The organism is Crinalium epipsammum PCC 9333, assembly GCF_000317495.1.
Taxonomy (GTDB): Bacteria; Cyanobacteriota; Cyanobacteriia; order Cyanobacteriales; family PCC-9333; genus Crinalium; species Crinalium epipsammum.
In genome coordinates, this window is record NC_019753.1 from 3,539,309 (window position 1) to 3,564,083 (window position 24,775).

Consider the following 24,775-nt stretch of genomic DNA (forward strand, 5'->3'; position numbering starts at 1 on the left):
TTGCTCAATCATGACAGTAATTAGTTAAAAATTATTTAGCGATCGCTATTTCGGCTCGTATTTGGTATAAAAAATTACATAATGGTAATGGTATATACACTTATATTTTGCGCCCAGTATTAAATTTACCCATCTGGCGTAGAAGAATTAAGCATTTTTACCACTACCACTTACATAAGTGACCGTAGTAAAATTTTAAGGTTTGGACGATCTAAGTAAGTTTGGGTAAATTTCTGGCATAAGCCTACTTATAAAATTACAGGGGTTTTAAATTCCGTAATGTACAGAGGTTTTCAAGGCGGCGGTTACAGGGAAATAACTTACTGGTTTAAAACTAAGAACAATTAGCCCATATCCTGGGCTTACTACACAATAGTTGCAAACTACTATATCCATAAATTAATATTCATTCAAGCCTGGAGTTTATTAATCTAATTTATAGGTTGTAGAGCCAAGTTTTTATAAATTGAGGCAATTGTATGTATTTAACTGATCTCAATGTTACTCAATAATTATTGATATAAACACAAAAATATGGTGTCTAATCTTATGTCTTGTACTAGCAATTTAAAGGGAACAGTTAATAAAAAGCCATCACATCCCGTTTTGCTTGTTCAAGATAATAAAGGTAAACGAATCATACATCTTGATCAAAATATTTATTCTCTTGGTCGTGAATCTGGCAATTCTATAGTAATTTATTCCAAGCTAGTTTCTCGTCGTCATGCAACTTTATTGCGGGTAACTAATCCTGGGCTAAAAAACGCCTATTCTTTTCAAATTTTGGATGGCGATCTTCAAGGAAAACTTAGCACAAATGGATTAATTATTAATAAAAAACAATGCTTTTCTAAAGAATTACAGCCAGGGGACAAAATTTATTTTGGTGGTGATGCCATAGTAATATATTTAATGATTGATTCAGATAAATCTGAGTCAGAGATTTTAGAGCTTGATCAATCAGATGATTTATTTACTTTATCAACCTTAACATTTGATCCCAATGATACTTTAGTTACAGATAATACTTATAATCAACCATTAAGTGAATCAGCACTGATTCGGCTTGCTTCTTTTCCTGAATTGATACCTATCCCAATTATTGAAATTAATCTTTTTGGAGAAATAACTTATTTAAATCCCGCAGCATTTCTGCAATTTCCTGAACTTCAAGCAACCCCTGAAAATCATCCTTTTCTGGCAGGAATAGTATCCACCATTGAAAATAAAAAAAAGAAGTTTTTTGTTCAGGAAGTAGAAGTTGACAACTTATTTTTTGAAGCATCTATATACTACATTATTGAAAGTGGTTTGATTAGAATTTATCTGATTGATATTACTCAACGAAAACAAGCAGAAAAAGAACTTAAACGAAGTCATCAAGAATTAGAAATAAAAGTAGAACAACGGACAGCACAACTTAAGCAGAGTTTAGCTAACTTAGAAGCTGAAATGGCTGAACGGCTGCAAGCAGAAGCACTGATTCGCTATCAAGTTTTGCATGATTTACTAACAGGGTTGCCTAATCGCACAATGTTCAATGAACATCTAACAACGGCGATCAACTATGCCAAGCAAAACGGCAGTATGTTAGCAGTAATGTTTATAAATTTAGATCGTTTTAAGACAATTAACGAAACTTTAGGTCACGCAGTCGGCGATCAATTATTACAAAGTATTTCTGATAGATTAACACGATGTTTGCGTTTAGGAGATCCTTTAGCACGTTGGGGTGGTGATGAATTTACTGTTTTACTCCCCCATATTCACAGTGTAAAAGATGCTATTAAGGTTGCCCAAAGGATTATGAATGCCTTAAAGCCTGCTTTTTATCTCCAAATTAATGAAACAAGCACACTTACCCCACCGCTACACATCAGCACAAGCATTGGGATTGCTACTTATCCTCAAGATGGTGAAGATGCCCAAACTTTGTTAATTAATGCAGGTGCAGCTTTATATAGTGCTAAAGCAAATGGGCGAAATAACTATCAATTTTACCTTCCTGAGATGAATTCTCAAGCTTCAAGTTTGTTGAATTTAGAAAGATTATTGCATCAGGCAATTGAGCGGGAAGAGTTTATTATTTATTATCAGCCGCAAGTAAATATTAAAACTGGAAAAATTACTGGGATGGAAGCTTTAGTACGATGGCAACAACCTGAACTAGGCTTAGTACCGCCTGAGCAATTTATTCCAATAGCTGAGGAAAATGGATTAATTGTTAATATTAGTGAGTGGGTTTTAAGGAATGCTTGCGCTCAAAATAAGGCGTGGCAAGATGCAGGCTTTTCAGGTTTACGGATGGGAATTAACCTTTCACCTCGGCAGTTTCAAGAACCTCATTTAGTGCAACTTGTAGCAGATATATTAGCAGAAACAGGTTTAGCACCTGAGTTTCTGGAGTTAGAAATAACGGAATCTACTGTAATGCAAAATGTGGAGTTTGCTAAAACTATGCTCCACATTTTGGAAGAGATGGGCGTTCATATATCTATGGATGACTTTGGCACTGGTTATTCTTCTTTAAGTTATTTAAAGAAGTTTCCGTTCCATACACTCAAAATTGATCAATCGTTTGTGCGTGAACTAAAAGATAATTTGCAGGATATGGCGATTATTTCTGCGATTATTGCCTTGGGACGCAGTTTAAATTTAAGGATTATTGCTGAGGGTGTGGAAACTAACGAGCAACTAGAATTATTGCGCCGTCTAGACTGCGAACAAATTCAAGGTTACTTTTTTAGTCGTCCTTTAACAGTAGAAAATGCTACTAAATTTATGCAAGAATACTGGGCGCAATCATGGAATGGTGTTACTACCCAGTAGCGATAAGTTAGTAACTATCTTCGCCGGAAACTTTGTCGCTGTCAGCTTCAGAGACTCCTTGTTTTAAAGAAGCTTCACAAATTGCTTGGAATTCACAGAAAAGTTCTTCACCATGTAAATCAGTTTCTCTGTAGTGCTGAATCGCTTGTTCTAGTTGTTGTGAGGTTTGGGGAACAGGAATATTACAGATTACTTCTGACATAAGTTAATCTCCATTGACGCTGATTACTTCCACTTTATAACCTATAAGTTGGATTGTAAGCAGATTAATCAAAAAAGTATCTAAAGTTACAATTTTTTTGAGGATCTTACGATTTGTTTACTTATATTTACAAATTAAAACTTTTTAACATAAATGCTGGGAATTGGAAATATTTAGCAGGAGGCAGAGCCTCGACTAGTTCGTTCTCAGGTTCAAATGTAGAGACGGGCATGGCGCGTCTCTACAAATTAAGAAGATTTATTAAGCACTTAGTAATCTATTAAATAATGTGCTAACAGATTGTTTGAATTTTTTCTGGCGATGCCACTGCTGAAAAGCTTTCTCGTACTCTTCACCCTGGAATTGATATGTATTCCAGGTTTTTAGCCCTAGCCCTAGCCCCCACAATAATAAAATGTAGAGTGACCAAGAAAGTGTGCCAGCACTAAGAAAGTTTAGGACAATTAAAAAAGTATTAGCGATCGCATACTTACCTAAGTGCTGCTTTAATTTATGACGGCGATAAGTATTAAAATCTTGCCGATGACGTAATTCTCCCTGCTTAGATTGCCATTCTTGTTCTGCTAGTTGCAGAGATTCTGGGGAAATATCTAATTCTGTAGCAATTTCTACTAACTGTTCATGGGTAAATTCTGCCTCATGCACTTGACGCGCGATCGCTAAGTGTAAAATTTGCTGAATATCTTCTTGATTATAAGAGCGGCTAATTTGGGTTTCTGATATTGGCATAATCTAGCCTTGCAGCATAACTAAAAGTATTTCTGCCCAAGGATATGCCATAAGGATTGTCTATCACTGAGCAGTGTTGATTCTATTATCCCCCCACAAATCAAATGCCACCACTTTTTCTGATGTCCTAAAACCGAACCTTAGCGGACGGATACCACTGTAGGAGAAAGATTAAAAGTCTCGTTACATTTCGTTACTGTGGATAAAGAGAGAAAAACATTACTTCTCTCAGCAGAAATTAGAGGTAGTCCGCATGAACGGTACCATTCGCGTCGGCAATCTATTTGGCATTCCCTTTTATGTCCATCCATCTTGGTTTTTTGTCCTAACGTTGGTAGCTTGGAGCTATGGCAGCGATTTAGGCGCTCAATTTCCAGGGTTAGGGTCAGGATTACCCTTGCTACTAGGATTAGTGGTAGGACTGTTATTGTTTGCCTCGGTGTTGGCGCATGAATTGGGACATAGCTTAGTAGCGATTCGCCAAGGAATTGCAGTTAAATCAATAAATTTGTTTCTATTTGGTGGTTTAGCAAATTTAGAGAAAGAGTCTAAAACCCCAGGAGAAGCATTTTGGGTGGCGATCGCAGGTCCACTGGTAAGCTTGGTAATATTTGGCTTATTAACTGCAATTAATGTAACTACAGGCATTTCCGGGGCATTAGCAGCAATTGTCGGACTGGTAGCTTCGACTAATTTAGCCTTGGCGCTGTTTAACTTAATTCCTGGTTTACCTCTAGATGGTGGCAATATCCTTAAAGCACTGGTTTGGAAGATTACGAATAATCCTTATAAAGGTGTAATCTTTGCTGGTCGCGCAGGTCAAGTTGTTGGTTGGATAGCTATTTTTTCTAGTTTGTTGCCTATACTGCTATTTGGTAGCTTTGCTAACATCTGGGGTTTGTTAATCGGTTGGTTCTTACTGCAAAATGCTGGTTTAGCGACTCGGACTGCCAAAGTTCAGGCACAATTAGCAGCAATAAAAGCTGAAGATGCGATTACGCCAAATAGTCCAATTATCACGGCTGATATATCTCTGCGAGAATTGGCTAACGAGTATATTATTGGCAAACCTGATCGGGAACGGTTTTTAGTTACTGATGATGATGGACAATTAATAGGTGCGATCGCAGTTGACGATCTTAAAACCATCCCTACTTCCCATTGGAATGAAACTCAGGTGCGAGAACTGATGCAACCGTACCAACTGCAAACAACAGTGCAATCTGAGCAATCTCTGCTGGAAGTAATCACACTGCTAGAACAACAAAAACTATCTTCACTACCTGTGATTCGTGGAAATGGTGTTTTAGTAGGACTTGTTGAAAAAGCTGAAATTATTCACCTGCTTCAAAAAAGAGCGCAAGCAAAACCTGCTTAAGCAATTTTAGGACTTAACGCAGAGATCCCCCTAAATCCCCCTTATGAAAGGGGGACTTTGAATATCCCCCCCTTTTTAAGGGGGGATCTAAGTTTGAGATTCCGCAGCATGAGAGTCCATTTAAATAATGATTATCTGCTTAAAAAAATTAGTTTTTAATCAAACCAACTATTAGAAGCAAAATCACTTGATTCAGCTTTCTTTGTCTCAACAAACTTAGGAAAATGTCTGTCTAATTCGCTGAATGGTCGTCTTTGGGTGTTTTGCGGTTTAGGATTTTCATTGACAGTTGCCAAGGCATTCATTCCTGGTTTAGGATTTTCCTTGATAGTTTTCAAGGCAGTCATTTCTGCTTTCGGATTTTCCTTGGTAGTTTTCAAAGCAGTCATTTCTGCTTTCGGATTTTCCTTGGTAGTTTTAAAAGCATTCATTTCTGCAATCAGAGTTGAGTTAGCTTCGGCAAGTTTCAAAGCTGCTTGTTTAGTTTCTTCAAGCTCTTTTTTGAGCGAATTAGCTTTATCTAAATCTTGCTTTAGCTTATCTACTAAACTTTTTTGCTGATCTAAATCTGATTTCAAGCTAGAAATTTGCTGCTGTAAATTCGCTTCGTTTTCTTTAGCTTGCGCCAAAGCTGCTTGTAAGTCTGCTACAGTTGCTTTTAAAGTAGCTTCCTGATTAGATTTGTCGTCGGGTAATGCTTCAACAGTTTCAGTTTCTGCTTCTACAACTTTCTCTGCTTTCACTTCAATGACAGATTCAGTATTAGCATCTGGTGATTTTTGCACCTCTTGCTGGATCATATCTGAGAGTTTTTTTCTAGCCATTATTTCCTCCAATCACGCTGTATTTCATTAGCCACACGGCGATAGTCTGCTTCAGCTTCTTTAGCATTTTTGCCGCGCCATTGAGTAATAGGTACGCCATCAAGGGCTGCTCGTTCGTGAGCTTTGTAAGCACGTACAAAAGCATTGCAAGCTTGGATACCTAAATCCATGAGGGTATTTTGCGCCTCCAATGCTTCCCCCAAACTGCGGGAATCTACCTTGGTTAAAAGCACTCGATGAGCAATTCCTGTAGGCGTTACTGCTTGCTGTACTGTCTCAATAAGTGCAGCTAGATCCATTGGTGCTGGAGGTGTGGGCAAAATTAGATAATCTGCGATCGCAATCACTGCTGCTAAAGTTTCAGAGCCTAGCGCCGGAGGCGTATCTATTACTACTAAATCGTACCCTTCAATCGTTCGTAAACCACCTAAAAGTTTTGGATCTGTTTCTTTGGCTAGATCAAAGCTCAGTCCTTGATCGCTACGTTCAAACCACCAAGAACAACTACCTTGAGGATCTGCATCTACAGTTAAAACTTTGTATTTTTCTGCATAAATACCCGATAATGCCATGACTGATGTGGTTTTACCAACTCCACCTTTACCATTAGCCACAACAATTATTTTTGGGGGCGCTGACATCTACACTTTTTCCTTGAATGATAAAACTGTTAATTGGTCATTGGTCATTGGTCATTGGTCATTGTTAATTGTTTTATGCTTCTGGAGATTTTAATGCTTGGTCGAGTACAGCACGGGCTTGTTCTGCTTTAGATCGAGCTTCGTGGAAGCGGATATTAGCCTGAGCAAAGTTTTTGAGTATTTTAAAACCTTCTTTGAGACGGGCTATCTCCTCCTCACTGACTTGCTGATCTGAAAATAGAATATCTACTTGGGCGCGTACTTTAAGAGCTTCAGCGCGTGACTCTTGCACCTTGAGTTTGAGTGTGGCGAGGTTGCTCAGAACTTGTACAGCTTGAGTAATAGCATCCTCATCGTTAGCAGTATCAGTTTCCAATTCTTTCACCTCAATTAGCTGTTGTGCGCTAAAGCCATCTGCGAGATTAGTAGGTAGTTTGCCTGCATCCATGAGTTCCATCAATTGATCCATTGCTTTCTCACGGGCTTTGGCTGAATCTTTGCCTGAGACAGTCAAAATGACTTCTGGGCTTTGAGCAAGAGAGTATTGAACCATTTTTCGGCAAAAATATCTGATTTTACCTCTAATGTGGTTATCTCAAATAAGCGAGTTAACCAAGTTTAGAGGCTTATTCTAAGTTAGACCAAAGCTGTTACCAGAAGTGAGTTTTGGCGTAAATACTAGGTAAAAACTTAATGATTGGGAGAGGGGAAACGGTTCTTGCGTTTTTACTGTATTTTTTTTTGCAAGAGAGGCAGGAGGAGCGATCGCTTATCATCCCTCTGCCATAAGGTCAAGTTATTAAATACGAAAATTTGCTACAAGGGAAAAGCAACAACTGCGATCGCAAATAAAAGTTTTTTAATATGTTGATAAAAAAATTGTTGATAGCTACCGCCGGAACAGCTATCAGCCTGACAGCATTTTTGGCAAATATGACAATTAATGCTTATCCCGCTAAAGCTGTTGCACAGAATTTTAATGAAATTTATGTTTTTGGTGACAGCCTCTCGGATATTGGCAATATGTCCCAAGCTACACAAGGATATAGCCCCCCAAGCCCACTCTACTATAAAGGTCGTTATTCTAATGGCTTAGTTTGGGTAGATTATCTAGCATCCAAGTTTAAATTAACTATAAATAAAAACAACAATTTTGCTTATGGTGGGGCTACTACAGGTAATTCTACACAAACACCTCTAGGATTACTGGCGCAAGTCAAGCGTTTTAAATCAAATCATTCCTCTGCTAATCCGAAGGCTTTATATATTATTTGGGCTGGTGCTAATGATTACTTTCGTGGCGCTACTGACTCAACTACACCAATCAATAATTTAACACTAGCTGTAAAATCACTATCTGCTGCTGGTGCTAAAAATATTGCGGTAGTTAACCTACCAGATTTAGGGAACCTTCCTGGAACCCGTAATACTCAATACTCTGTATTGCTTACCGATGTAACTAACAAGCATAACTCTGGATTAGTCAAGTCTCTCAATAATTTGCGCCCGCAACTGAGATCTGATATCAATATCAAATATATTGATGTTAATTCTCTTTATAAACAAGCAATCAGCAATCCCAAAAAATTTGGCTTTAAGAATGTTACTCAATCCTGCATAAGTCGAAGCCGTATATGTTCTAATCCTAATGAATATTTATTTTGGGACGGCGTTCACCCCACAACATCGGCTCATAAAATATTGGTAGAATCAGCCTTTTCTGAATTAAAACCTAAACCCGAATCTGTTCAGGTGTCTAATTTTAATTTATCTGTTCCCCTGGGCTTGGTTGTAGGGGGTTCTGTAAGTACAGGTTTAATATTGGTGGGTAATAAAGTGATGTAAAATTAAAGGCTGGGCTGGGGTGTATTCGATCAATAAAGCAATTTATGAAGTATATTTGATACCACAGTTTTGAAATTACCCCACCCCAACCCTTCCCTTATTAAGGCAGGGCTGTTTCATTTTCAGAAATTATCCCAGAATGAATGAAGTTCCTCAACCTACTTGCGCTAAAGCTTGTTGTACTACTTCAACGCCTGCACCAGGAATGACAGAGTTTTCTGTTAAATAACGTTTCCATGCTCTACTTCCTGGTTGTCCATTAAATAGTTGCAGCATATGGCGGGTGATTTTATTTAATTTCAATCCTTTTTTTGCCCAATAATCAATGTAAGGTAACATAGCTTCAACTACTTGATGACGAGTTGGGGCTGTATCTTTGCCATAGATTTCACCATCTGCGATCGCAAATATATAAGGATTATCATAAGCTGCACGTCCAATCATTACGGCATCCACAAATTGCAACTGTTCTTTTACTTGTTGCAAATTAGTAAATCCGCCGTTAATTTCAATAAATAAGTGTGGAAATTCTTGCTTTAATTTATGTACATCACCATATCTTAAGGGAGGAATATCACGGTTTTCTTTAGGGCTTAATCCTTGTAACCAAGCTTTACGTGCATGAACAGTAAAACGTTGACAACCTGCATCTGAGACTATTCGCACAAAGTTTGTCATGTCTTCGTAGCTATCTAAGTCGTCAATTCCGATGCGATGTTTAACTGTTACTGGTATATTGGTAGCTTGGATCATAGCTGCAATGCAATCTGCAACTTTATATGGTTGCGCCATTAGACAAGCGCCAAAGTTGCCGTTTTGAACGCGATCGCTCGGACAACCTACATTTAAGTTAATCTCGTTATAGCCCATACCCTCTGCAATACGGGCGCATTCTGCTAAATCTTTAGGGTTATCGCCACCTACTTGCAAAGATAGTGGTTTTTCTTCTGGGGAGAAACCTAGTAAACGTTCTTTATCACCATGCAAGATAGCTGCGCTTGTAACCATTTCTGTATATAACAGCGTGCATCGCGTTATTTGTCGCATAAAATAACGACAGTGGCGATCAGTGCGATCCATCATGGGCGCGACGCTTAAGGGGTTGGTTTGTGTGGTATGGGATTGAGGGTTAAGTTTTAGGTTATTTGTAAGTATCATAATTTTTTTTAACGCAGAGGGCGCAAAGTTAGCGCAAAGGGGCGCATTAGCCGAAGGCTTCCCGCAGGGTAGGTTAGCAGAGAATTGTCGCAAGATATTAGACTTCTTGCTTTTAATCAGTTACTACATCTGTGTTTATCTGTGTTCATCTGTGGTTAATTAACTAAAATTTGATTTATGCAATAGATCTATATAGATAAGGATAGTTTGCAAAATCTACTCCTCACTCCAAGCTGCTTGCTCAAATTCAGTTGCAGCTTGATTTGTTGCAGTAATATTAAAAAATGCTTCTGCGATCGCAGGTGAAAAAGTAAAGGTATCTAATCCCTGAGTTGTCAGAAAAGTAATATCCTCAATATTACGAATACTTGCAACTAATATTCTGGTTGTACTACCAACTCCAATAAGTCCTTGCTGCATGGACACTAAATCATTAATTCCATTACGCCCTAAATCGTTAATTCTCCCTAAATAAGGTGCTGCATAGTCAGCGCCTAAAGCTGCTGCAATTAAGATTTGATGCACCGCGTATACTGCTGTCAGTGTTATCCTAACTTTTTCGGCGATTAGTTGAGAAGCTGCTTGAGTGCCTACTTGAGTAATTGGTACTTTAACCACAATGCGATCGTCAATTGCTGCTAACAGCTTTCCTGTATTAACTAACACATCTAGTGTATTTCCCCAAGTTTGCAGTTGTACTTCTTGACAGCCTAACTCAAACGCTTGGTTTGCTATATCCTTTAATTGTTCTACAGAACAAGTAATATTAGCACGTTTTAGCAATAATGGATTAGTTGTGACTCCATAAAACATACCAGTTGGGAGCCATGTTTGCCATTGTGTAGTATCAGCCGTATCTAAAAACAGACGGATTCCTGATGTATTTGATTTTATGGGAAAAGAGTGATCGCTGTGCATCATTTAAACAATTAACAATTAACAATGACCAAAAAAAGCCTATCTTTATTTAACTTTTGTGGAAAACCACCCAAAATCTGTGGAAAATCTCTTACTTTTGTGGAAAACTTTGAGATGATGCGTTTACTTTTGCCTGCTCAAAGCATACCTTAAGCTGTTCAGCCAATACCTTAACATGAGGTTTTTTCAACATACTAAGATGATTACCGCTTCCTTGATGCACTTCAACTCCTCCCGTCGCTAATTCACTCCAACCCATCGTTGGATCTCGATTTGTTTTGCCCACGTCTTCAATGCTGGTAAACAAATGAATCTTTTTCGGGTAAATTTTTGATTGATAGCTTAAAACAGCTTGACTGTTAGCTTGGAATATCCGCAACATTGGGCGAATGGTTATTTCCCTTAAGATTAAGCTTCTCGATTCATTCGGGATCAGGTTAGTTAAAGCATACTGTTCTAGAGCATGATGCCATGAAAATTTAGTTTTCAGCAATTTTAGAAACTTATTTAGCTTAGAATAAGTTTTGCTACTAGGGTGATCTTTAAAAGATCTGCTAGTTTGGTCGCTTGGTGTACCCTTCCTTAATTTTGGATTAGGAGTAGTTAATATATAAAGGTAATCTGCAAAAAAAGACCAGATAGATCGAATCACTGTAGTAAAAATAAATTTAAAACTGTCCTTTAATGACGGTTTATTGCTAGAAACTGGTGCTTGAGTATCTAAGATAGCTACTAATGCAACTTCATGTCCTGCTGCTTGCAACTGTTGAGCCATCTCAAAGGCGACTAAACCGCCAAAAGACCAACCACCGATAAAATAAGGACTTTGTGGTTGTACTGACTGTAACGCTTTAATGTAGTAAGCAGCCATATCCTCAATTGTAGTTAATGGGGCATTTTTTCCATCAATTCCCAAAGGTTGTAGCGCATAAAAAGGTTGATTTTTTCCTAAATGGTGTGCCAATTCGTAATAGGGTAAAACTACACCAAATATAGGATGGACACAGAAGAAAGGGGGATTTGAACCATGATGCTGAATTGCAACTAAAGGCGACCATTTAAAATAATTGGTGTTTGAAGATAAATTAACTGCTATTTCTGCTATTGTGGGATTTAAGAATAAGGTAGGCAGTGGTAATTCACGCTGAAATTGTGCTTGTATTTGATTTAATAGACGGATAGCTAGTAGAGAGTTTCCTCCTATTTCAAAGAAATTATCGTGAATGCTGACACGCTCAATGTTAAGAACTTCAGTCCAGATTTTGGTAAGTGTTAATTCTGTAGCAGTACGAGGAAAAACAAAATTCTGCTCGTTTAAGTTATTATTAAAGTTCTGCGGTATAGGTAGTTTACGACGATCTAATTTGCCATTAGGTGTGAGTGGTAGCGTATCCAGCATGACAAATGCTGAAGGGATCATGTATTCTGGTAATTTTTCTTTAAGAAATTGGCGTAATTCATTTGATATATAACTCCACGGGTTTTCTTGATCGCTGTTTATGGGTTTTGAAAGTTTGGTAGATGATTGTATTATCTGAGTATTCGGAATAATATAAGCTACTATGCGCTTGTTGGCAGTATCTTCTGTTGCGATCGCCACAACCTCTCCAACCTTTGGATGCTGGCGCAATACCGCTTCAATTTCTCCTAATTCAATCCGAAAACCTCTAATTTTAACTTGATGATCTATCCTACCTAAAAATTCTATATTCCCATCTGGTAAATAACGAGCTAAATCACCTGTTTTATAAATACGCGCACCTGGTTCATTACTAAAAGGATGAGGTATAAATTTTTCAGCAGTTAAATCAGGGCGGTTGAGATATCCTCGCGCTATTCCTTCCCCACCTATATATAATTCCCCAGAAATACCAATAGGTACAGGTTGGAAATAAGTATCTAATATATAGGTTTCAGTGTTAACAATTGATTGTCCAATAGATAATGTATTATTATTTTTAATTTCTTTAAAAGTTGACCAAACAGTTGCTTCAGTGACTCCATAAGCGTTAAAAAATCTTCTTCCGGTAGCCCAACGTTTAATAACATCTTGTGAACACGCTTCACCTGCACAGATAATTGTTTGTAATGCTGGTAATTCGGCTTGTGGTAATACTGATAATACAGCAGGGGGAAGGGTGGCGTGGGTGATGGCGCGATCGCGTAATAATTTAATTAATTCTTTTCCTGGTAATAGTGCTTCTTTTTTAGCTAAATATAGCGTCCCACCATTTCGCAGCGCCATCACAATTTCAAATATTGACGCATCAAAATTTAAAGATGCAAATTGTAATATTCGATTAGTCGGTTGTATGTTAAAAGCCTTAATTTGTGCTTCGGCTAAATTGCATAACCCTTGATGTTGAATTAAAACACCTTTCGGCTTTCCTGTTGAACCAGAAGTATAAATAACATAAGCTAAGTTTTCAGAAATAATATTGCTATTTGGGTTGTTTTTACTGTATTTAGTAATAACGTTTTGTTTTTTATCTATACAGACTAGAGATATGTGTTGTAGATCCCCCCAACACTTAATAAGGGGGGCTAGTGATGAATGAGTTATGATAATAGATATATTTGCGTCTTTTATCATAAATTTAAAACGCTCTTGAGGATAATTAGGATCTAAAGGCAAATAGGCTCCTTCTGCCTTGAGAATGCCTAATAATCCTATAATCATTTCTAGAGAACGTTCTAAACAAATGCCAACAATAACTTCTGGAACTACACCTAGTTGTTGTAAGTAGTGTGCAACTTGGTTAGCTTGGTTATTTAATTCACGATAAGTTAAATACTGATTTTCAAATACTACCGCTATGGCATCAGGTGTCTTTTCTACCTGTTGCTCAAATAAATGATGAAAACCTTGTGTATTTATCTCTCTAACTACCCCCCTTAATAAGGGCGGGAATTGTTTATTTATCTCTCTTACCCCCCCCCTTAATAAGGGGGGGCTGGGGGGGGTAAAGCACGATTGATTCTGATTAAATTCAACCAGTATTTGATGCCGTTCTACTTTATTTAATATTGATAGTTCAGAAATATGCTGTTTTGGATTAATAACAATTCCTTCTAATAAAGTTTTAAAATGCCCCAACATTCGGGTAATAGTAGCGCGATCAAATAAATCAGTACTATAAACAACTTCTCCACGAATGTTTTCTACATCCTCCCAAAGGTTGAACTCTAAATCTAACTTGGCAGTGCCAATATCAAATTCTACTAAACTTAAGCTGATGTCGGGTAATTCTAGCGTTTGTATTGGTGTATTTTGCAAAGAAAAACTTACTTGAAATAGTGGGTTACGGCTTAAATTACGTTCAGGATGTAATTCTTCTACCAGCTTTTCAAAAGGCAAATCTTGATGAGCATAAGCACCTAATGCAACTTGTTTTACTCGTTCAAGCAATTCTATAAAAGTTGGGTTACTGCCAAGGTTAGTACGCAAGACTAAACTATTAACAAAAAAACCAATTAATCCTTCTATCTCACTACGGTTACGGTTAGCAATTGGTGAACCTACGGCAATATCCTCTTGCTGTGTGTAGCGATATAGCAAGGTTTGGAATGCTGCTAGTAATGTAATAAATAAAGTAATGCCTTGTTGTTGGCTAAGTTCTTTTAAGGCTTTAGTTAAAGATTTTGGTAGTTCTATAAATTGTTTCGCACCTTGGTAGGATGGAACTGCTGGTCTGATGGAATTATCTTTGTTTGAAGGTATGCGATCGCTCCGACGGGAAGAGCCTACGCTCAATAAATCCAATACCGATATACCTTGCAACTGTTGTCGCCAGTAAGTTAGCTGAGTTTCTAGCACTTCTCCTTGCAACCATTGACGCTGCCATTCTGCAAAGTCGGCGTATTGAATGGGTAATTCTGCGAGAACCCCACCCCCCAAAATAGTTTTTGTTGACGGGGAAGGGGTGATATCTGATGATTCGACTTTGTATGCAACATTTCTACAAAAAACTGAGTAGAGTGTCCCTAATTCTCGAATTAATACGCCAATAGACCAACCATCGGCAACAATGTGATGTAAATTTAACAACAACACATATTCATCATCACCAAGTTGCAGCAGTTTAATTCGCAATAATTGATCAGTTGCGAGATTGAAAGGTTGTCTAGCTTCCTGAATAGCTAGTTTTATAACTTGTTGCTCTTTTTCATCGGCGGATAGATGGCAGAGATTTTTTACTACTATAGATAGAGTTAAAGAAGAAGCTATAGCTTGCATTGGTTCGCCTTCTACCATCACAAAATTAGTGCGTAAAGTTTCGTGGCGACGCACAATTTCATTAAATGCCTGCTGTAGCGCGGTTAAATTGAGTGAACCCGTGAGGCGAAGCGCTGTAGATACGTTGTAGAAAGGGTTATCTGGCGCTAATTGATTGAGAAACCACAATCTTTGCTGGGCAAAGGATGTGGGAAACAAAAAGACATCTACTTCTTGGTCATCGGTCATTGGTCATTGGTCATTGGTCATTGGTCATTGATAATTGTTAATTGATCACATTAGCATTCTTTCGTAACAAGATTGTTTTTTTAGAGGTAATTCATATCTGAAACCAGACGTATAACTACAGACTGATTAACTGTTTATTCATCTCCTTCTAACGAAGGTGTAATTTTAAGGGTGTGTTTGTTAAGTTAAATACGTGCAGCAAACAATAATACATTTGCACTGCCGTAATCTGTACATCCTTGAAAAAGGGATATTACCTAAATGCGATAGTGTCATGGAAAATTGACTTTGGCTGGCGATAAATTTTTGCTGCTTTCTCCTAGTCTTTTGCATGAAGAGAGGCACAACCTTATATTTAGGGTGTTTTTAAATATTTAGCGTCTGAAGTCAGTAACATCAGCCGTTTTGAAAACAAAGATAGAAGCTTGCAAAAGCTAACCAAATAAATCTAAAAAGGAAACAATTTTTATGAATGAGAACAAATCACCCTTAGATACCACTAAAGAAACTTCACCTAGTATTATCATTGAAAGTGAAGCTCGTCCAGTGGATGCGATTATTGACAATCAGCCTGGTGGCGAGATTACACAAAACGCTCAAGAAGTTGCTGAAGAAGCAGCTAGTCATCCAGTAGGTACTGCAATTGGTGCTGCTGCTGGTGGCGTAGCTGGAGCCGCGATCGGTAACTTTGTTGGTGGTAAACTAGGAGCAGCGATTGGTGCTGTAGCTGGCGCTGTAGCTGGTGGTCTTACTGGTAAGGAAGCTGCTGAAAGCATCACTGAGACAGTAGACAAAGTAGTAGGCGCAGTTACCCACACTGTCGAAGATGTAGGCGAATCTGCTAAAGGTACAATTGAGGATATCAGACCTTCTGTAAAACAGATTGCCGAATCAGTTAAAACTACTGTTGATGACGCTCGACCAGCAGTTAAAGATATTGCCGAATCGGTTAAGACTACAATTGATGAAGCTCGACCAGCAGTTAATGATATCGCTCAATCAGTTAAAACTACTGTTGATGAAGCTAGACCTTCTGTAGTTAATGCAGCGCAATCACTTAGCAATGCTGTAGAAGATGTTAGACCTTCTTTAAAAGATGCAGCGCAGTCAGTTAGCAGTGCTGTTCAAGAAGTTAAGCCTTCTGTTGTAAATACAGTTAAAGATAGTGCTCAAAGCATCAAGTCATCTGTACGCGGCGTAAGTGATACCGTAAAAAATACTGCTGAAGAAGTTAAACCTTCTGTAGTTGATACGGTTAAGAGTGGCGCTGACAACATCAAGTCATCTGTACGCGGTGTAAGTGATACCGTAAAAAATACTGCCGAAGAAGTTAAACCTTCCGTAGTGGATACCGTTAAGAGTGGTGCTGACAACATCAAGTCATCTGTACGCGGTGTAAGTGATTCAGTTAAGAACACTGCTGAAGAAGTTAAACCTTCTGTAGTGGACTCTGTTAAGAGTGGTGCTGAGAATATCAAGTCATCCGCACAAAATGTCGGTAATGCTGCTAAGAATGCTTCCCAGAAAGCCAGCACACCAAGCATAGATAGTAATCCCTTTGTTTCTAGAACTCCTGATGTAAGTACTCCTATAGACTATAGCCGTTCAATAGATAGTGTTACAGGTTTGGGTACCGGAGTTACCTCAAATATCAGTGGAAAAGCAGGTTACAACCCAACTCCAACTACTGGGATTAATTCACCGAGTATTTCTAAACCAGCAGTAGATGATTCGGTTGTAGAAGATGAGTTACCAGGAACAGGATCGTATGTTGATCCTCAAGGAAAGATTCATAAGCGTGGGGGTCAATAATTGTCAGAATTTTATGGGGTTTTTGAATAAAATTCTGTAGTTAGATTTGCAGGGGTGGGTAAGAAATTACCTGCCCTATTTTTTTTTTGACAATATCTTCACATCCCAAAAACTACTCCAAAGTTTGCTATCATTCTATAACAGCTTGGATTAATTGTGATGAATGAAGTTATTAAATCTCAACAACCAAAAATCGTTGAAATTTGTCAACAGTATAAAGTAGAAAAAATAGAATTATTTGGATCTGCTGCGGGCGATAATTTTGATCCAAAACAAAGCGATATAGATTTTTTAGTGCAATTTCAGCAGATGCCACCTGTGGAATATGCTAATAATTTTTTTGGATTGCGAACAGCTTTGCAGAATTTATTTAATCGCTCTATAGACTTAGTAGAATTAAATTCGATTCGTAATCCTTATTTTCTGCAAGCTATTGAATCAAAGCGGGTAGTTTTATATGCGACTTGAAGTGCAAAAATATTTATTTGACATTCAGGAGGCTTGTCAATTAATAACTGAGTTTACAGCAGGTAAGACTTTTGATGATTATAAAAATAATGCCATGTTACGTTCTGCTGTAGAGCGACAGTTTGAAATTATTGGTGAAGCTTTAAATCAAATGTTGAAGTTAGAGCCAAGTTTAACATCAGTTATTACTGATAGCAGAAGAATTGTTGATTTTCGCAATTTATTAATTCATGGCTACGCTAAGGTTTCTAATGAAGTTGTTTGGGGGATTGTGGAATCTAACTTACCTATAATTGCTCAACAAGTTAATCAGCTATTAGCAAATAGCGAATAATTCTTAGTTTACTAGCAACTGAATTAATTTTATTGGTTTTCTTTATTCAAAGATGATAACTTCATCCGCCGACTTTCACGGAAAATAGGTACTAATGCTGGTGCTTGCGTTTTAGGGTTGTTTTCTTTTAAGCTAGAAATTACTTTTGAGAGTTGTGCGATCGCACTGTCTCTAACTCCTTTAACTTCCCTGCCCGTTCAACCAATTAACTAAATCAGTTTCAGTAGAAAAATCTAATAGTGCTTCCCCTAATTCTTCTAACTTAGCAAAGCTTAAAAATTGAATCTTGGCAAGTAATTCCGAGTTGACTTCACCAATTCTGCGATTTAATAGCCGTAAAATTAAAGTTACTTCAGCTTGTCTGCCTTGCTGTAAACCTTCTTTGATTCCTTGCTGAATAATTTCTTGGTAAATCGTAGATTCGCGCATAACTTCCTCTCTAAAAAACTGATGAATCAAAGCATTATCAAACTTTAATCCGGCGATAATCTGAACGCAAGCGGAAACATTGCGCTGCCGTTCTCTTTCTTCAATTATATCCACTTGCGCTGCTACCCTTTGCAGTAAGACTTCAGGCGAGTTAGTTTGTGCCAAAACTGCTAATGGTAACAAAGCAGGAGAAGCTAATAACGCTTCGGGGTCTTGTTCCCAGATACGGATGACTCGATAACGATGCCAAGTATTAGGAGCGCGAAATTCCTCTGTAAAGGCAACTTCTGCATTCGTAGGAGTGAGGAAAATTACTACCTGGTCTATATCGCATTCGTATTGACGGTGCAGCCTTACCCAATAATCTAGCATCCTTAAAGGTCAAGGCGGTCTGGATACAGCTAAGGTTTGAAATTCTAGATGCAAAATCCGGTTAGCTATTTGCAGGAAAATTACCGCATCGGCGCGGATGGGTTCTAAACTTAACTCAGTTTTGAGGATTTGAATGTCAGTCGGTTCTGAACTTAACAACCAGCTTACAAATTGTTCTGGGTACTGCTCGACTAAATATTTAAGGGTATTATCGTAGGTCATAATAATACTGCTACCTTGGCTCACTCATTGATTTTTTGATTTTCTTTATTTAAAGATGATAACTTCATCCTGCGACTTTCACGGGAAATAGGTACTAACGCTGGTGCTTGCGTTTTAGGATTGTTTTCTTTTAAGCTTTCAACTACTTTTGAAAGTTGCGCGATCGCAGGCGCTTCAAATATACTACGCAAAGGCAATTCCACACCAAAAACATCTCGCACCCTGGAAACAAGCTGAGTTGCTAATAAAGAATGACCGCCTAATTCAAAAAAGTTATCCTCAATACCTAATCGCTTAACTCCTAACACCTCACACCAAATTTTTACTAGCCTTTCCTCAATTTGATTGCGGGGTGCAACATAATTACCTGCTATTTCTGGTTTGATCAAATCAGGTAAAGGTAAAGCGCGACGGTCAATTTTGCCATTAGGTGTAAGCGGTAAAGATTCCAGCACGACAAAAGCTGAAGGTATCATGTAATCAGGTAACTTTTGGGTTAGATGATGCTGCAAATGTGGTATTAACTGACGTGCTGTTTTAGCTTGCAATGGATTATTTGTATAATCGCGCCATGAAGATGAATAAGTAGGTTGTGAAGGAATATTTATATGATCTGGTAGATTTTGATTGACAAAAGCAACATCATAATGTTCATTATTACTGAAATCTGACCAGCTAATCTCAACTTTATAACCTAGCTGTTCACCCAAACCCCAAAATTCTTCTGGCTCAATTCCTAAGTTATCAAATTTTTGTAAAGCTTCACGGATTTGGCTAACAGTTTTAAATTCTTCTGTGCTAAATAACCATTCTGCTGTTTTAACTGCTGCTATTACCCGCGCGTTAGGGATATGGGTAATAGCTGTTATTTCGGGTTTGGTTTCAACTAATAATTGATGTACTTTTGCTACAGTCAAATTATTTTCAGACCAATTTAGCAGTTTTGATCCCCCCTGCCCCCCTTGATAAGGGGGGTTATGAATTCGCCCTTCATTAGGGTGGTGATTAAGCCCCCCTTCATCAACTCTGTTGGGGGGTAAAATTTCACTTCCAATATGCAGAATGGCATTATAACGAAACTGAGTTAATTCATTGTGATGATGACCCCGCAATAGTTGAATTTGAACATTACTAATTTGCGGAAATCTCTGCTGTAATGCACTAAATAAAGCAGGATCAATAACTAATTCTGTTTCTTGGAATATTTGCATTTGTACCCGTTGTTGCAACTGTACGCGGGTAACACTAGGTTCAGCTTGATGCAGTTGCACAGAGGCGTGGAAAGCTTGCAGTAGGGGGAGATTACGGACATCCCCGATAAAGATAGAACCACCAGGGGCAACGAGTGCGATCGCACTCTCAATCACTTCAATGAGATAATCAATATTAGGGAAATACTGCACAACTGAATTAATAATTACCGCGTCAAAAGATTTAACAGGTATTCCTTCAACATCAGTCGCTAACTTTTGCAGTAGTTTTACCTGCGGTATTTCTATACTTGCTAACTGCTGATGAATGTAATTAATTGATTGCGCTGAAAAATCGGTTGCCCAGTATTCTGTGCAATGAGGCGCAATTTTAAACAGTAATAAACCTGTTCCACATCCAATCTCTAATACTCGCTTGGGTTGCAAAGCTAAAATCTGCCATACTTGATTATCTACCCATTCACGCATTTGCTCTGCTGGAATCGGCTGATTTGTATAACTGCTATTCCAACCGATAATATTAAATGTGGCATCATCATTATTAGCAGATTGCTGATAATTTTCTTCGTAAAGCATTTGCCATTGCTTTACCTGTTCATCTTGCAATTGTTGCTGCGGTATTTCTTGGGGAAAATTACTGTAGTTAGCATCAAGTACAACATAAGCAATTAAACGTTTTTCCCCAATTGCATCTTCACTGGTATTTACTACAGTTTGCAATACCCCTGGATGTTGACTTAATACTGTTTCTATTTCGCCTAATTCAATCCGATAACCCCGAATTTTTACTTGTTCATCAATCCGACCTAAAAATTCGATATTACCGTCAGCACGATATCTTACTAAATCTCCAGTTTTATATAAACGAGCTTTTGAGGGAGGAGGGAGGAGGGAGGAGGGAGAAAGATCTTCAGTAAACGGATGGGGGATAAATTTTTCTGCTGTTAAATCAGGGCGATTGAAATAACCTCGCGCTAATCCATTTCCAGCAATATATAATTCTCCTGCAACACCAATCGGAACAGGTTGTAAATAACTGTCTAATATATAAACTTGGGTATTAGCAATCGGACGACCAATAGCAGGAGGAAAATCACTGTTTTGATCTACAGGTAAATAACCCGAAGTTGTGACAACTGTATTTTCAGTTGGACCATAATTATTTACTACTTTAAATGGATGCGATCGCCCCTTATACGACTTCAACTTATCCCCACCAGTCAGCAATAATCTTAAAGCTACATTTTGCTGCCAATCTAATAACAAAACTTTTTCTGCTATAGGCGTTGGTAGAAAACTAATAGTGATGTTATTGTCAACTATCCATGATTGGAGTTTTTCAGGCGATCGCCTAATTTCATTATCTGGAAAATAGATACTAGCACCAGCAGTAATATAAGGAAAAATCTCCCATACACAAGCATCAAAAGCGACTCCAGCAACTTGTGTCGCTCTATCATTTGATGTAACTTCAAATTCTTGTTGATGCCAATAGATTAAATTTAATAAATTACGGTGTTCTATTTCAACACCTTTTGGCTTTCCAGTTGAACCAGATGTATAAATAACATAAGCAAGATTATTTAATTTAGTACAATTATTAATATTTTTGTTGCTTTCTTGACTAATTAACTTCCAGTTTTTGTCAATACAAACAACTTGCGAGTTTAGTTTTTCTAACCCTTCAAGACAACGTTCTTGTGTTAATAAGATAGATACTTGAGCATCATCCAGCATAAAGCTGAGACGTTCTGGCGGATAATTCGGATCTAAAGGAAGATAAGCACCACCCGCTTTAAGGATAGCTAATATTCCTACTACCATATCTATAGAACGTTCTACGCATATCCCAACTAACACTTCTGAATTTACACCTAGTTTTTGTAAGTAACGTGCTAGTTGATTGCTGCGGATATTTAATTCTTGGTAAGTTATTTTTTGTTTATCACAAACTAATGCTGTAGCATCAGGATTTTGTTTTACCTGTTTTTCAAATAACTCATGTACACACAAATTCTTGTGATAATCTCTCTGGGTATTATTCCAGCCAAATAACAATTGATTTCGCTCGGATTCAGTTAAAATATCTAACTTAGCAATATTCTTATCGGGATTATCAACAATATTTTGTAATAAATTTTGATAATGCCCAATCATCCGACTAATAGTTGCCTCATCAAAGACATCAATGTTGTAAACGATTAAACCGCTAATACCTTCAGAACTATTTACCCAAAAACCATTACCAGAAGCACGTTCCCATAAATGAAATTCTAAATCAAAGCGTGTTGTTCTAATATCAATATGTTGAGGACGTAGTGTTAAATTTGGTAATTCTAACGCTTCTACTGGGGCATTTTGGACGGCAAATACTACTTGAAACAAAGGATTTTGGTTTAAATGCCTTTCGGGATGTAGTTCTTCTACTAACTTTTCAAAAGGTAAATCTTGATGTGCATAAGCGCCTAATGCAACTTCTCGCACTTGCTGTAATACTTCTCTAAAAGTAGGATTACCTGATAAATCAGTGCGTAATACTAAGCTATTGACAAAAAAGCCAATTAATCCTTCAGTTTCACTACGATTACGATTCGCAATTGGTGAGCCTATTGTAATATCTTCTTGTTGCGTGTAGCGATAAAGTAATATTTTGAATGCTGCCAGTAAGGTCATAAATAAACTTACGCCTTCCTGCTGACTTAATGTTTCTAGTGCTTCACTTAAACTTTTTGATAATTGCAAACGTTGGCTTGCACCTTGGTATGATTGTACTGGTGGTCTAGGTCGATCAGTAGGTAAGTTGAGTAGGGAAATATTATCTAATTGTTGTCGCCAGTAAGCTAATTGATTTTCTAATATTTCTCCTTGCAACCATTGTCGCTGCCAATGTGCAAAGTCTGCGTATTGGATGGGGAGTTTGGGGAGAACCCCACCCCCTGCCCCCTCCCCGTTAACGGGGAGGGGGTTCTGATAAGAATAAGAATAAGCTGTGTACAGTGCGCCTATTTCTTTAATTAATACCCCGATAGACCAACCATCGGAGATAATATGGTGCATATTAATTAGTAAGATATGTTCTGCATCATCAAGCTGCAATAATGTGACGCGCAATAAGGGATCGGTGGATAAATTGAAAGGTTGTAATGCTGCTTGGGCGATCGCATTTTGTGCTTCTGTCTCTCTTGCTACGCTTGGTAACTCCCGCAAATCTATAACTGGTATAGATATAGTTAAACTTGGCGCAATAGACTGTACTGCTTCCCCGTCCACTACAATCAGATTTGTCCGCAAAACTTCATGTCGGCGCACTATTTCATTAAAAGTTTTCTTTAGTACAACTAAATTAAGCGCACCTGTTAGGCGTAATGCTGCTGGAACATTATAAAAAGGATTGTTAGGTACTAATTGATCTAAAAACCATAACCTTTTTTGGGCAAAAGAAAGAGTCAGCTTACCATTTCGGGAGATGGGTACAAGAGATGGGATATTTTGATTAACGGTAGAATTAGCTGTGTTAAGAAATGAGATAATTTCTGCTTTGCGTAGGGATATTTCTTGATGTAATTCTGGTGTTAAAGTGCCTTCTGGGGCATTACAGCGTAATTTATTGCGATCAGCGATAAGTTGAATATCTAAGCTACGCAGTTGAGATAGAAATTCTACTAAGTTGAATCCTGAATTATTTTTGTTTTCCATATTTGCTCACTTATGATTTAGCCTCGGCAGGTGGGAAGAGTTTGTATAGCACCAGTTTTTAACCTGTCGGTTAATTTTTAAGAATTATTAACCGCAGATGAACGCAGATAAACGCAGATAGTAGATGATGGTTACTTGTAAGAGTATAAGTTTTAAGGGATGATATATGTCGGATTAGACACTGGATAAAAATTCTTGCCATTGAGTGCGATAAGCAGCTTTTTCTTGTTCACTTAAGAAACTTGCTTCTAATGTATTATTATTTATTTTCCAAAGTTCTTCCCAAGAAAAACCTTGCTCTGCGAGGGTAATATATTCGTTATTTAGATTTGTACTAAACATTGGCGGATCATCAGAATTTAACGTGCAGTAAAGTCCAGCATCAAACATTTGGCGAATAGGATGCGCTTGATCTCGTTTAACAATACCAATACAATAATTACTTTGTGGTGAAACTTCTAGGGGGATTTGACTTATCCGTAGTTCTTCAACTAATAATGGATCTTCTAAACAACGCACCCCATGACCAATGCGTTCTGTATTTAAGCTTCTTATTGCCCCCCAAATGCTATCTGCACCTTCAGTTTCGCCTGCATGGGCAACAACTCTTAATCCTTGTTCTCTAGCTTTTGTAAAAGTTTTCAGATAATTTTCAGGTGGATGACCAGTTTCTAAACCACCGATACCTAAACCTATAAAAATACCTTTTTCCTTACCCCGCAAGGCAAATTCTAAAGTATGCCATTGTAAGTGGGAAATTTGACGGGAAATATCAGCCATAAACTTAACTTTGCTGCCATATTTAGCTTCACCTGCTGTGACTCCAGCAGCTAAAGCATCAATTATTTCATCATCTGGCAATTTACCATAATGTAATGATGGGCTAAAATAAACTTCACTGTAGTAAATATTTTGCTCTGCTTGATTCTTTAAAAATTGTTCTACCATAAAGGCATAGTCTTCAGGATTTCGCATACATTTGCAGGCAGTCTTATAAACTTCAGCAAAATGAGGAAAGTCCCGAAAATTATAAAAAGATTTCCATTCCTCAAGTGATGAGGCTGGCAACTCGACTTTATTTTTTTTAGCCATTTGATATACAGTTTCGGCATCAGTTGCACCTTCGAGATGCACATGAATTTCTACTTTAGGCATTGCTTGCAAGCGAATAGATAATTCTGGATTAATTTTATTAAGTTTATAACTAAGCATTGAGATAAT

The 24,775-nt window shown here is 37.8% G+C and carries 16 protein-coding genes and 1 pseudogene; 6 read left to right on the forward strand and 11 right to left on the reverse strand.

All coding sequences use genetic code 11. The features are described 5' to 3' along the window. The first annotated feature begins 534 nt into the window (after positions 1 to 534). Positions 535 to 2,829 (forward strand): EAL domain-containing protein, encoded by a 2,295-nt coding sequence (locus CRI9333_RS25035; protein ID WP_232229337.1) that lies wholly within the window; start codon positions 535 to 537, stop codon positions 2,827 to 2,829. Between the two features lie 7 nt (positions 2,830 to 2,836). Here CRI9333_RS25035 and CRI9333_RS15445 read toward each other — a convergent pair whose 3' ends face one another. Next, positions 2,837 to 3,031, reverse strand: coding sequence for a hypothetical protein (locus CRI9333_RS15445; RefSeq protein WP_015204103.1), 195 nt, complete (start codon positions 3,029 to 3,031; stop codon positions 2,837 to 2,839). Positions 3,032 to 3,292: 261 nt separating this feature from the next. Continuing rightward, positions 3,293 to 3,781, reverse strand: coding sequence for a 2TM domain-containing protein (locus tag CRI9333_RS15450; RefSeq protein WP_015204105.1), 489 nt, complete (start codon positions 3,779 to 3,781; stop codon positions 3,293 to 3,295). 253 nt (positions 3,782 to 4,034) lie between these two features. Here CRI9333_RS15450 and CRI9333_RS15455 point away from each other — a divergent pair, with 253 nt between their 5' ends. Beyond that, complete coding sequence (locus CRI9333_RS15455; protein ID WP_015204106.1) at positions 4,035 to 5,159, forward strand: site-2 protease family protein; 1,125 nt, start codon at positions 4,035 to 4,037, stop codon at positions 5,157 to 5,159. A gap of 155 nt (positions 5,160 to 5,314) precedes the next feature. Here CRI9333_RS15455 and CRI9333_RS25040 read toward each other — a convergent pair whose 3' ends face one another. The 3 genes from CRI9333_RS25040 to CRI9333_RS15470 all read right to left on the reverse strand — a co-directional run bounded on the left by CRI9333_RS25040 (position 5,315) and on the right by CRI9333_RS15470 (position 7,177). After that, on the reverse strand, positions 5,315 to 5,983 hold the full coding sequence (locus CRI9333_RS25040; RefSeq protein WP_015204107.1) for a hypothetical protein: 669 nt from the start codon (positions 5,981 to 5,983) through the stop codon (positions 5,315 to 5,317). Continuing rightward, positions 5,983 to 6,624 carry a ParA family protein gene (locus tag CRI9333_RS15465; protein ID WP_015204108.1) on the reverse strand — a complete coding sequence of 214 codons (642 nt, stop codon included), beginning with the start codon at positions 6,622 to 6,624 and terminating at the stop codon, positions 5,983 to 5,985. Before CRI9333_RS15465 ends, CRI9333_RS25040 begins: the two co-directional genes overlap by 1 nt. 73 nt (positions 6,625 to 6,697) lie before the next feature. Continuing rightward, complete coding sequence (locus CRI9333_RS15470) at positions 6,698 to 7,177, reverse strand: hypothetical protein (RefSeq protein ID WP_015204109.1); 480 nt, start codon at positions 7,175 to 7,177, stop codon at positions 6,698 to 6,700. 311 nt (positions 7,178 to 7,488) lie between these two features. Here CRI9333_RS15470 and CRI9333_RS15475 point away from each other — a divergent pair, with 311 nt between their 5' ends. Continuing rightward, positions 7,489 to 8,469: an SGNH/GDSL hydrolase family protein gene (locus CRI9333_RS15475; protein ID WP_015204110.1), complete on the forward strand. Its 981-nt coding sequence runs from the start codon at positions 7,489 to 7,491 to the stop codon at positions 8,467 to 8,469. A gap of 153 nt (positions 8,470 to 8,622) precedes the next feature. Here the strand turns inward: CRI9333_RS15475 and dusA are convergent, their stop codons facing one another. From dusA to CRI9333_RS15490, 3 genes are all read right to left on the reverse strand, one after another. Beyond that, positions 8,623 to 9,627 (reverse strand): tRNA dihydrouridine(20/20a) synthase DusA, encoded by a 1,005-nt coding sequence (gene dusA, locus CRI9333_RS15480; RefSeq protein WP_015204111.1) that lies wholly within the window; start codon positions 9,625 to 9,627, stop codon positions 8,623 to 8,625. Positions 9,628 to 9,843: 216 nt separating this feature from the next. After that, positions 9,844 to 10,548 carry a transaldolase family protein gene (locus CRI9333_RS15485; RefSeq protein WP_015204112.1) on the reverse strand — a complete coding sequence of 235 codons (705 nt, stop codon included), beginning with the start codon at positions 10,546 to 10,548 and terminating at the stop codon, positions 9,844 to 9,846. A gap of 88 nt (positions 10,549 to 10,636) precedes the next feature. Then, positions 10,637 to 15,010, reverse strand: coding sequence for a non-ribosomal peptide synthetase (locus CRI9333_RS15490; protein ID WP_015204113.1), 4,374 nt, complete (start codon positions 15,008 to 15,010; stop codon positions 10,637 to 10,639). Between the two features lie 468 nt (positions 15,011 to 15,478). On the opposite strand from CRI9333_RS15490, the gene CRI9333_RS25045 reads away from it, so the two are divergent. From CRI9333_RS25045 to CRI9333_RS15505, 3 genes are all read left to right on the forward strand, one after another. After that, the gene (locus CRI9333_RS25045; protein WP_015204114.1) at positions 15,479 to 16,822 is read left to right on the forward strand and encodes a glycine zipper domain-containing protein; all 1,344 of its coding nucleotides are present in this window, start codon (positions 15,479 to 15,481) and stop codon (positions 16,820 to 16,822) included. Between the two features lie 159 nt (positions 16,823 to 16,981). After that, the gene (locus CRI9333_RS15500; protein WP_015204115.1) at positions 16,982 to 17,290 is read left to right on the forward strand and encodes a nucleotidyltransferase family protein; all 309 of its coding nucleotides are present in this window, start codon (positions 16,982 to 16,984) and stop codon (positions 17,288 to 17,290) included. Continuing rightward, on the forward strand, positions 17,280 to 17,624 hold the full coding sequence (locus tag CRI9333_RS15505) for a HepT-like ribonuclease domain-containing protein (protein ID WP_015204116.1): 345 nt from the start codon (positions 17,280 to 17,282) through the stop codon (positions 17,622 to 17,624). Before CRI9333_RS15500 ends, CRI9333_RS15505 begins: the two co-directional genes overlap by 11 nt. Positions 17,625 to 17,804: 180 nt before the next feature. Here the strand turns inward: CRI9333_RS15505 and CRI9333_RS15510 are convergent. From CRI9333_RS15510 to add, 3 genes and pseudogenes are all read right to left on the reverse strand, one after another. After that, positions 17,805 to 18,647 (reverse strand): annotated as a pseudogene (locus CRI9333_RS15510) (Rpn family recombination-promoting nuclease/putative transposase). Between the two features lie 20 nt (positions 18,648 to 18,667). After that, complete coding sequence (locus CRI9333_RS15515) at positions 18,668 to 23,554, reverse strand: non-ribosomal peptide synthetase (RefSeq protein WP_015204117.1); 4,887 nt, start codon at positions 23,552 to 23,554, stop codon at positions 18,668 to 18,670. A 174-nt stretch (positions 23,555 to 23,728) separates the two neighbouring features. Further along, positions 23,729 to 24,766 carry an adenosine deaminase gene (add, locus tag CRI9333_RS15520; protein WP_015204118.1) on the reverse strand — a complete coding sequence of 346 codons (1,038 nt, stop codon included), beginning with the start codon at positions 24,764 to 24,766 and terminating at the stop codon, positions 23,729 to 23,731. Positions 24,767 to 24,775: the final 9 nt, after the last annotated feature.

Bases quoted from the DNA above. Each gene is read 5' to 3' on its own strand.
- CRI9333_RS25035 (WP_232229337.1), top strand. From the start codon at position 535: ATGGTGTCTAATCTTATGTCTTGTACTAGCAATTTAAAGGGAACAGTT.
- CRI9333_RS15445 (WP_015204103.1), bottom strand. From the start codon at position 3,031: ATGTCAGAAGTAATCTGTAATATTCCTGTTCCCCAAACCTCACAACAA.
- CRI9333_RS15450 (WP_015204105.1), bottom strand. From the start codon at position 3,781: ATGCCAATATCAGAAACCCAAATTAGCCGCTCTTATAATCAAGAAGAT.
- CRI9333_RS15455 (WP_015204106.1), top strand. From the start codon at position 4,035: ATGAACGGTACCATTCGCGTCGGCAATCTATTTGGCATTCCCTTTTAT.
- CRI9333_RS25040 (WP_015204107.1), bottom strand. From the start codon at position 5,983: ATGGCTAGAAAAAAACTCTCAGATATGATCCAGCAAGAGGTGCAAAAA.
- CRI9333_RS15465 (WP_015204108.1), bottom strand. From the start codon at position 6,624: ATGTCAGCGCCCCCAAAAATAATTGTTGTGGCTAATGGTAAAGGTGGA.
- CRI9333_RS15470 (WP_015204109.1), bottom strand. From the start codon at position 7,177: ATGGTTCAATACTCTCTTGCTCAAAGCCCAGAAGTCATTTTGACTGTC.
- CRI9333_RS15475 (WP_015204110.1), top strand. From the start codon at position 7,489: ATGTTGATAAAAAAATTGTTGATAGCTACCGCCGGAACAGCTATCAGC.
- dusA (WP_015204111.1), bottom strand. From the start codon at position 9,627: ATGATACTTACAAATAACCTAAAACTTAACCCTCAATCCCATACCACA.
- CRI9333_RS15485 (WP_015204112.1), bottom strand. From the start codon at position 10,548: ATGATGCACAGCGATCACTCTTTTCCCATAAAATCAAATACATCAGGA.
- CRI9333_RS15490 (WP_015204113.1), bottom strand. From the start codon at position 15,010: ATGACCGATGACCAAGAAGTAGATGTCTTTTTGTTTCCCACATCCTTT.
- CRI9333_RS25045 (WP_015204114.1), top strand. From the start codon at position 15,479: ATGAATGAGAACAAATCACCCTTAGATACCACTAAAGAAACTTCACCT.
- CRI9333_RS15500 (WP_015204115.1), top strand. From the start codon at position 16,982: ATGAATGAAGTTATTAAATCTCAACAACCAAAAATCGTTGAAATTTGT.
- CRI9333_RS15505 (WP_015204116.1), top strand. From the start codon at position 17,280: ATGCGACTTGAAGTGCAAAAATATTTATTTGACATTCAGGAGGCTTGT.
- CRI9333_RS15515 (WP_015204117.1), bottom strand. From the start codon at position 23,554: ATGGAAAACAAAAATAATTCAGGATTCAACTTAGTAGAATTTCTATCT.
- add (WP_015204118.1), bottom strand. From the start codon at position 24,766: ATGCTTAGTTATAAACTTAATAAAATTAATCCAGAATTATCTATTCGC.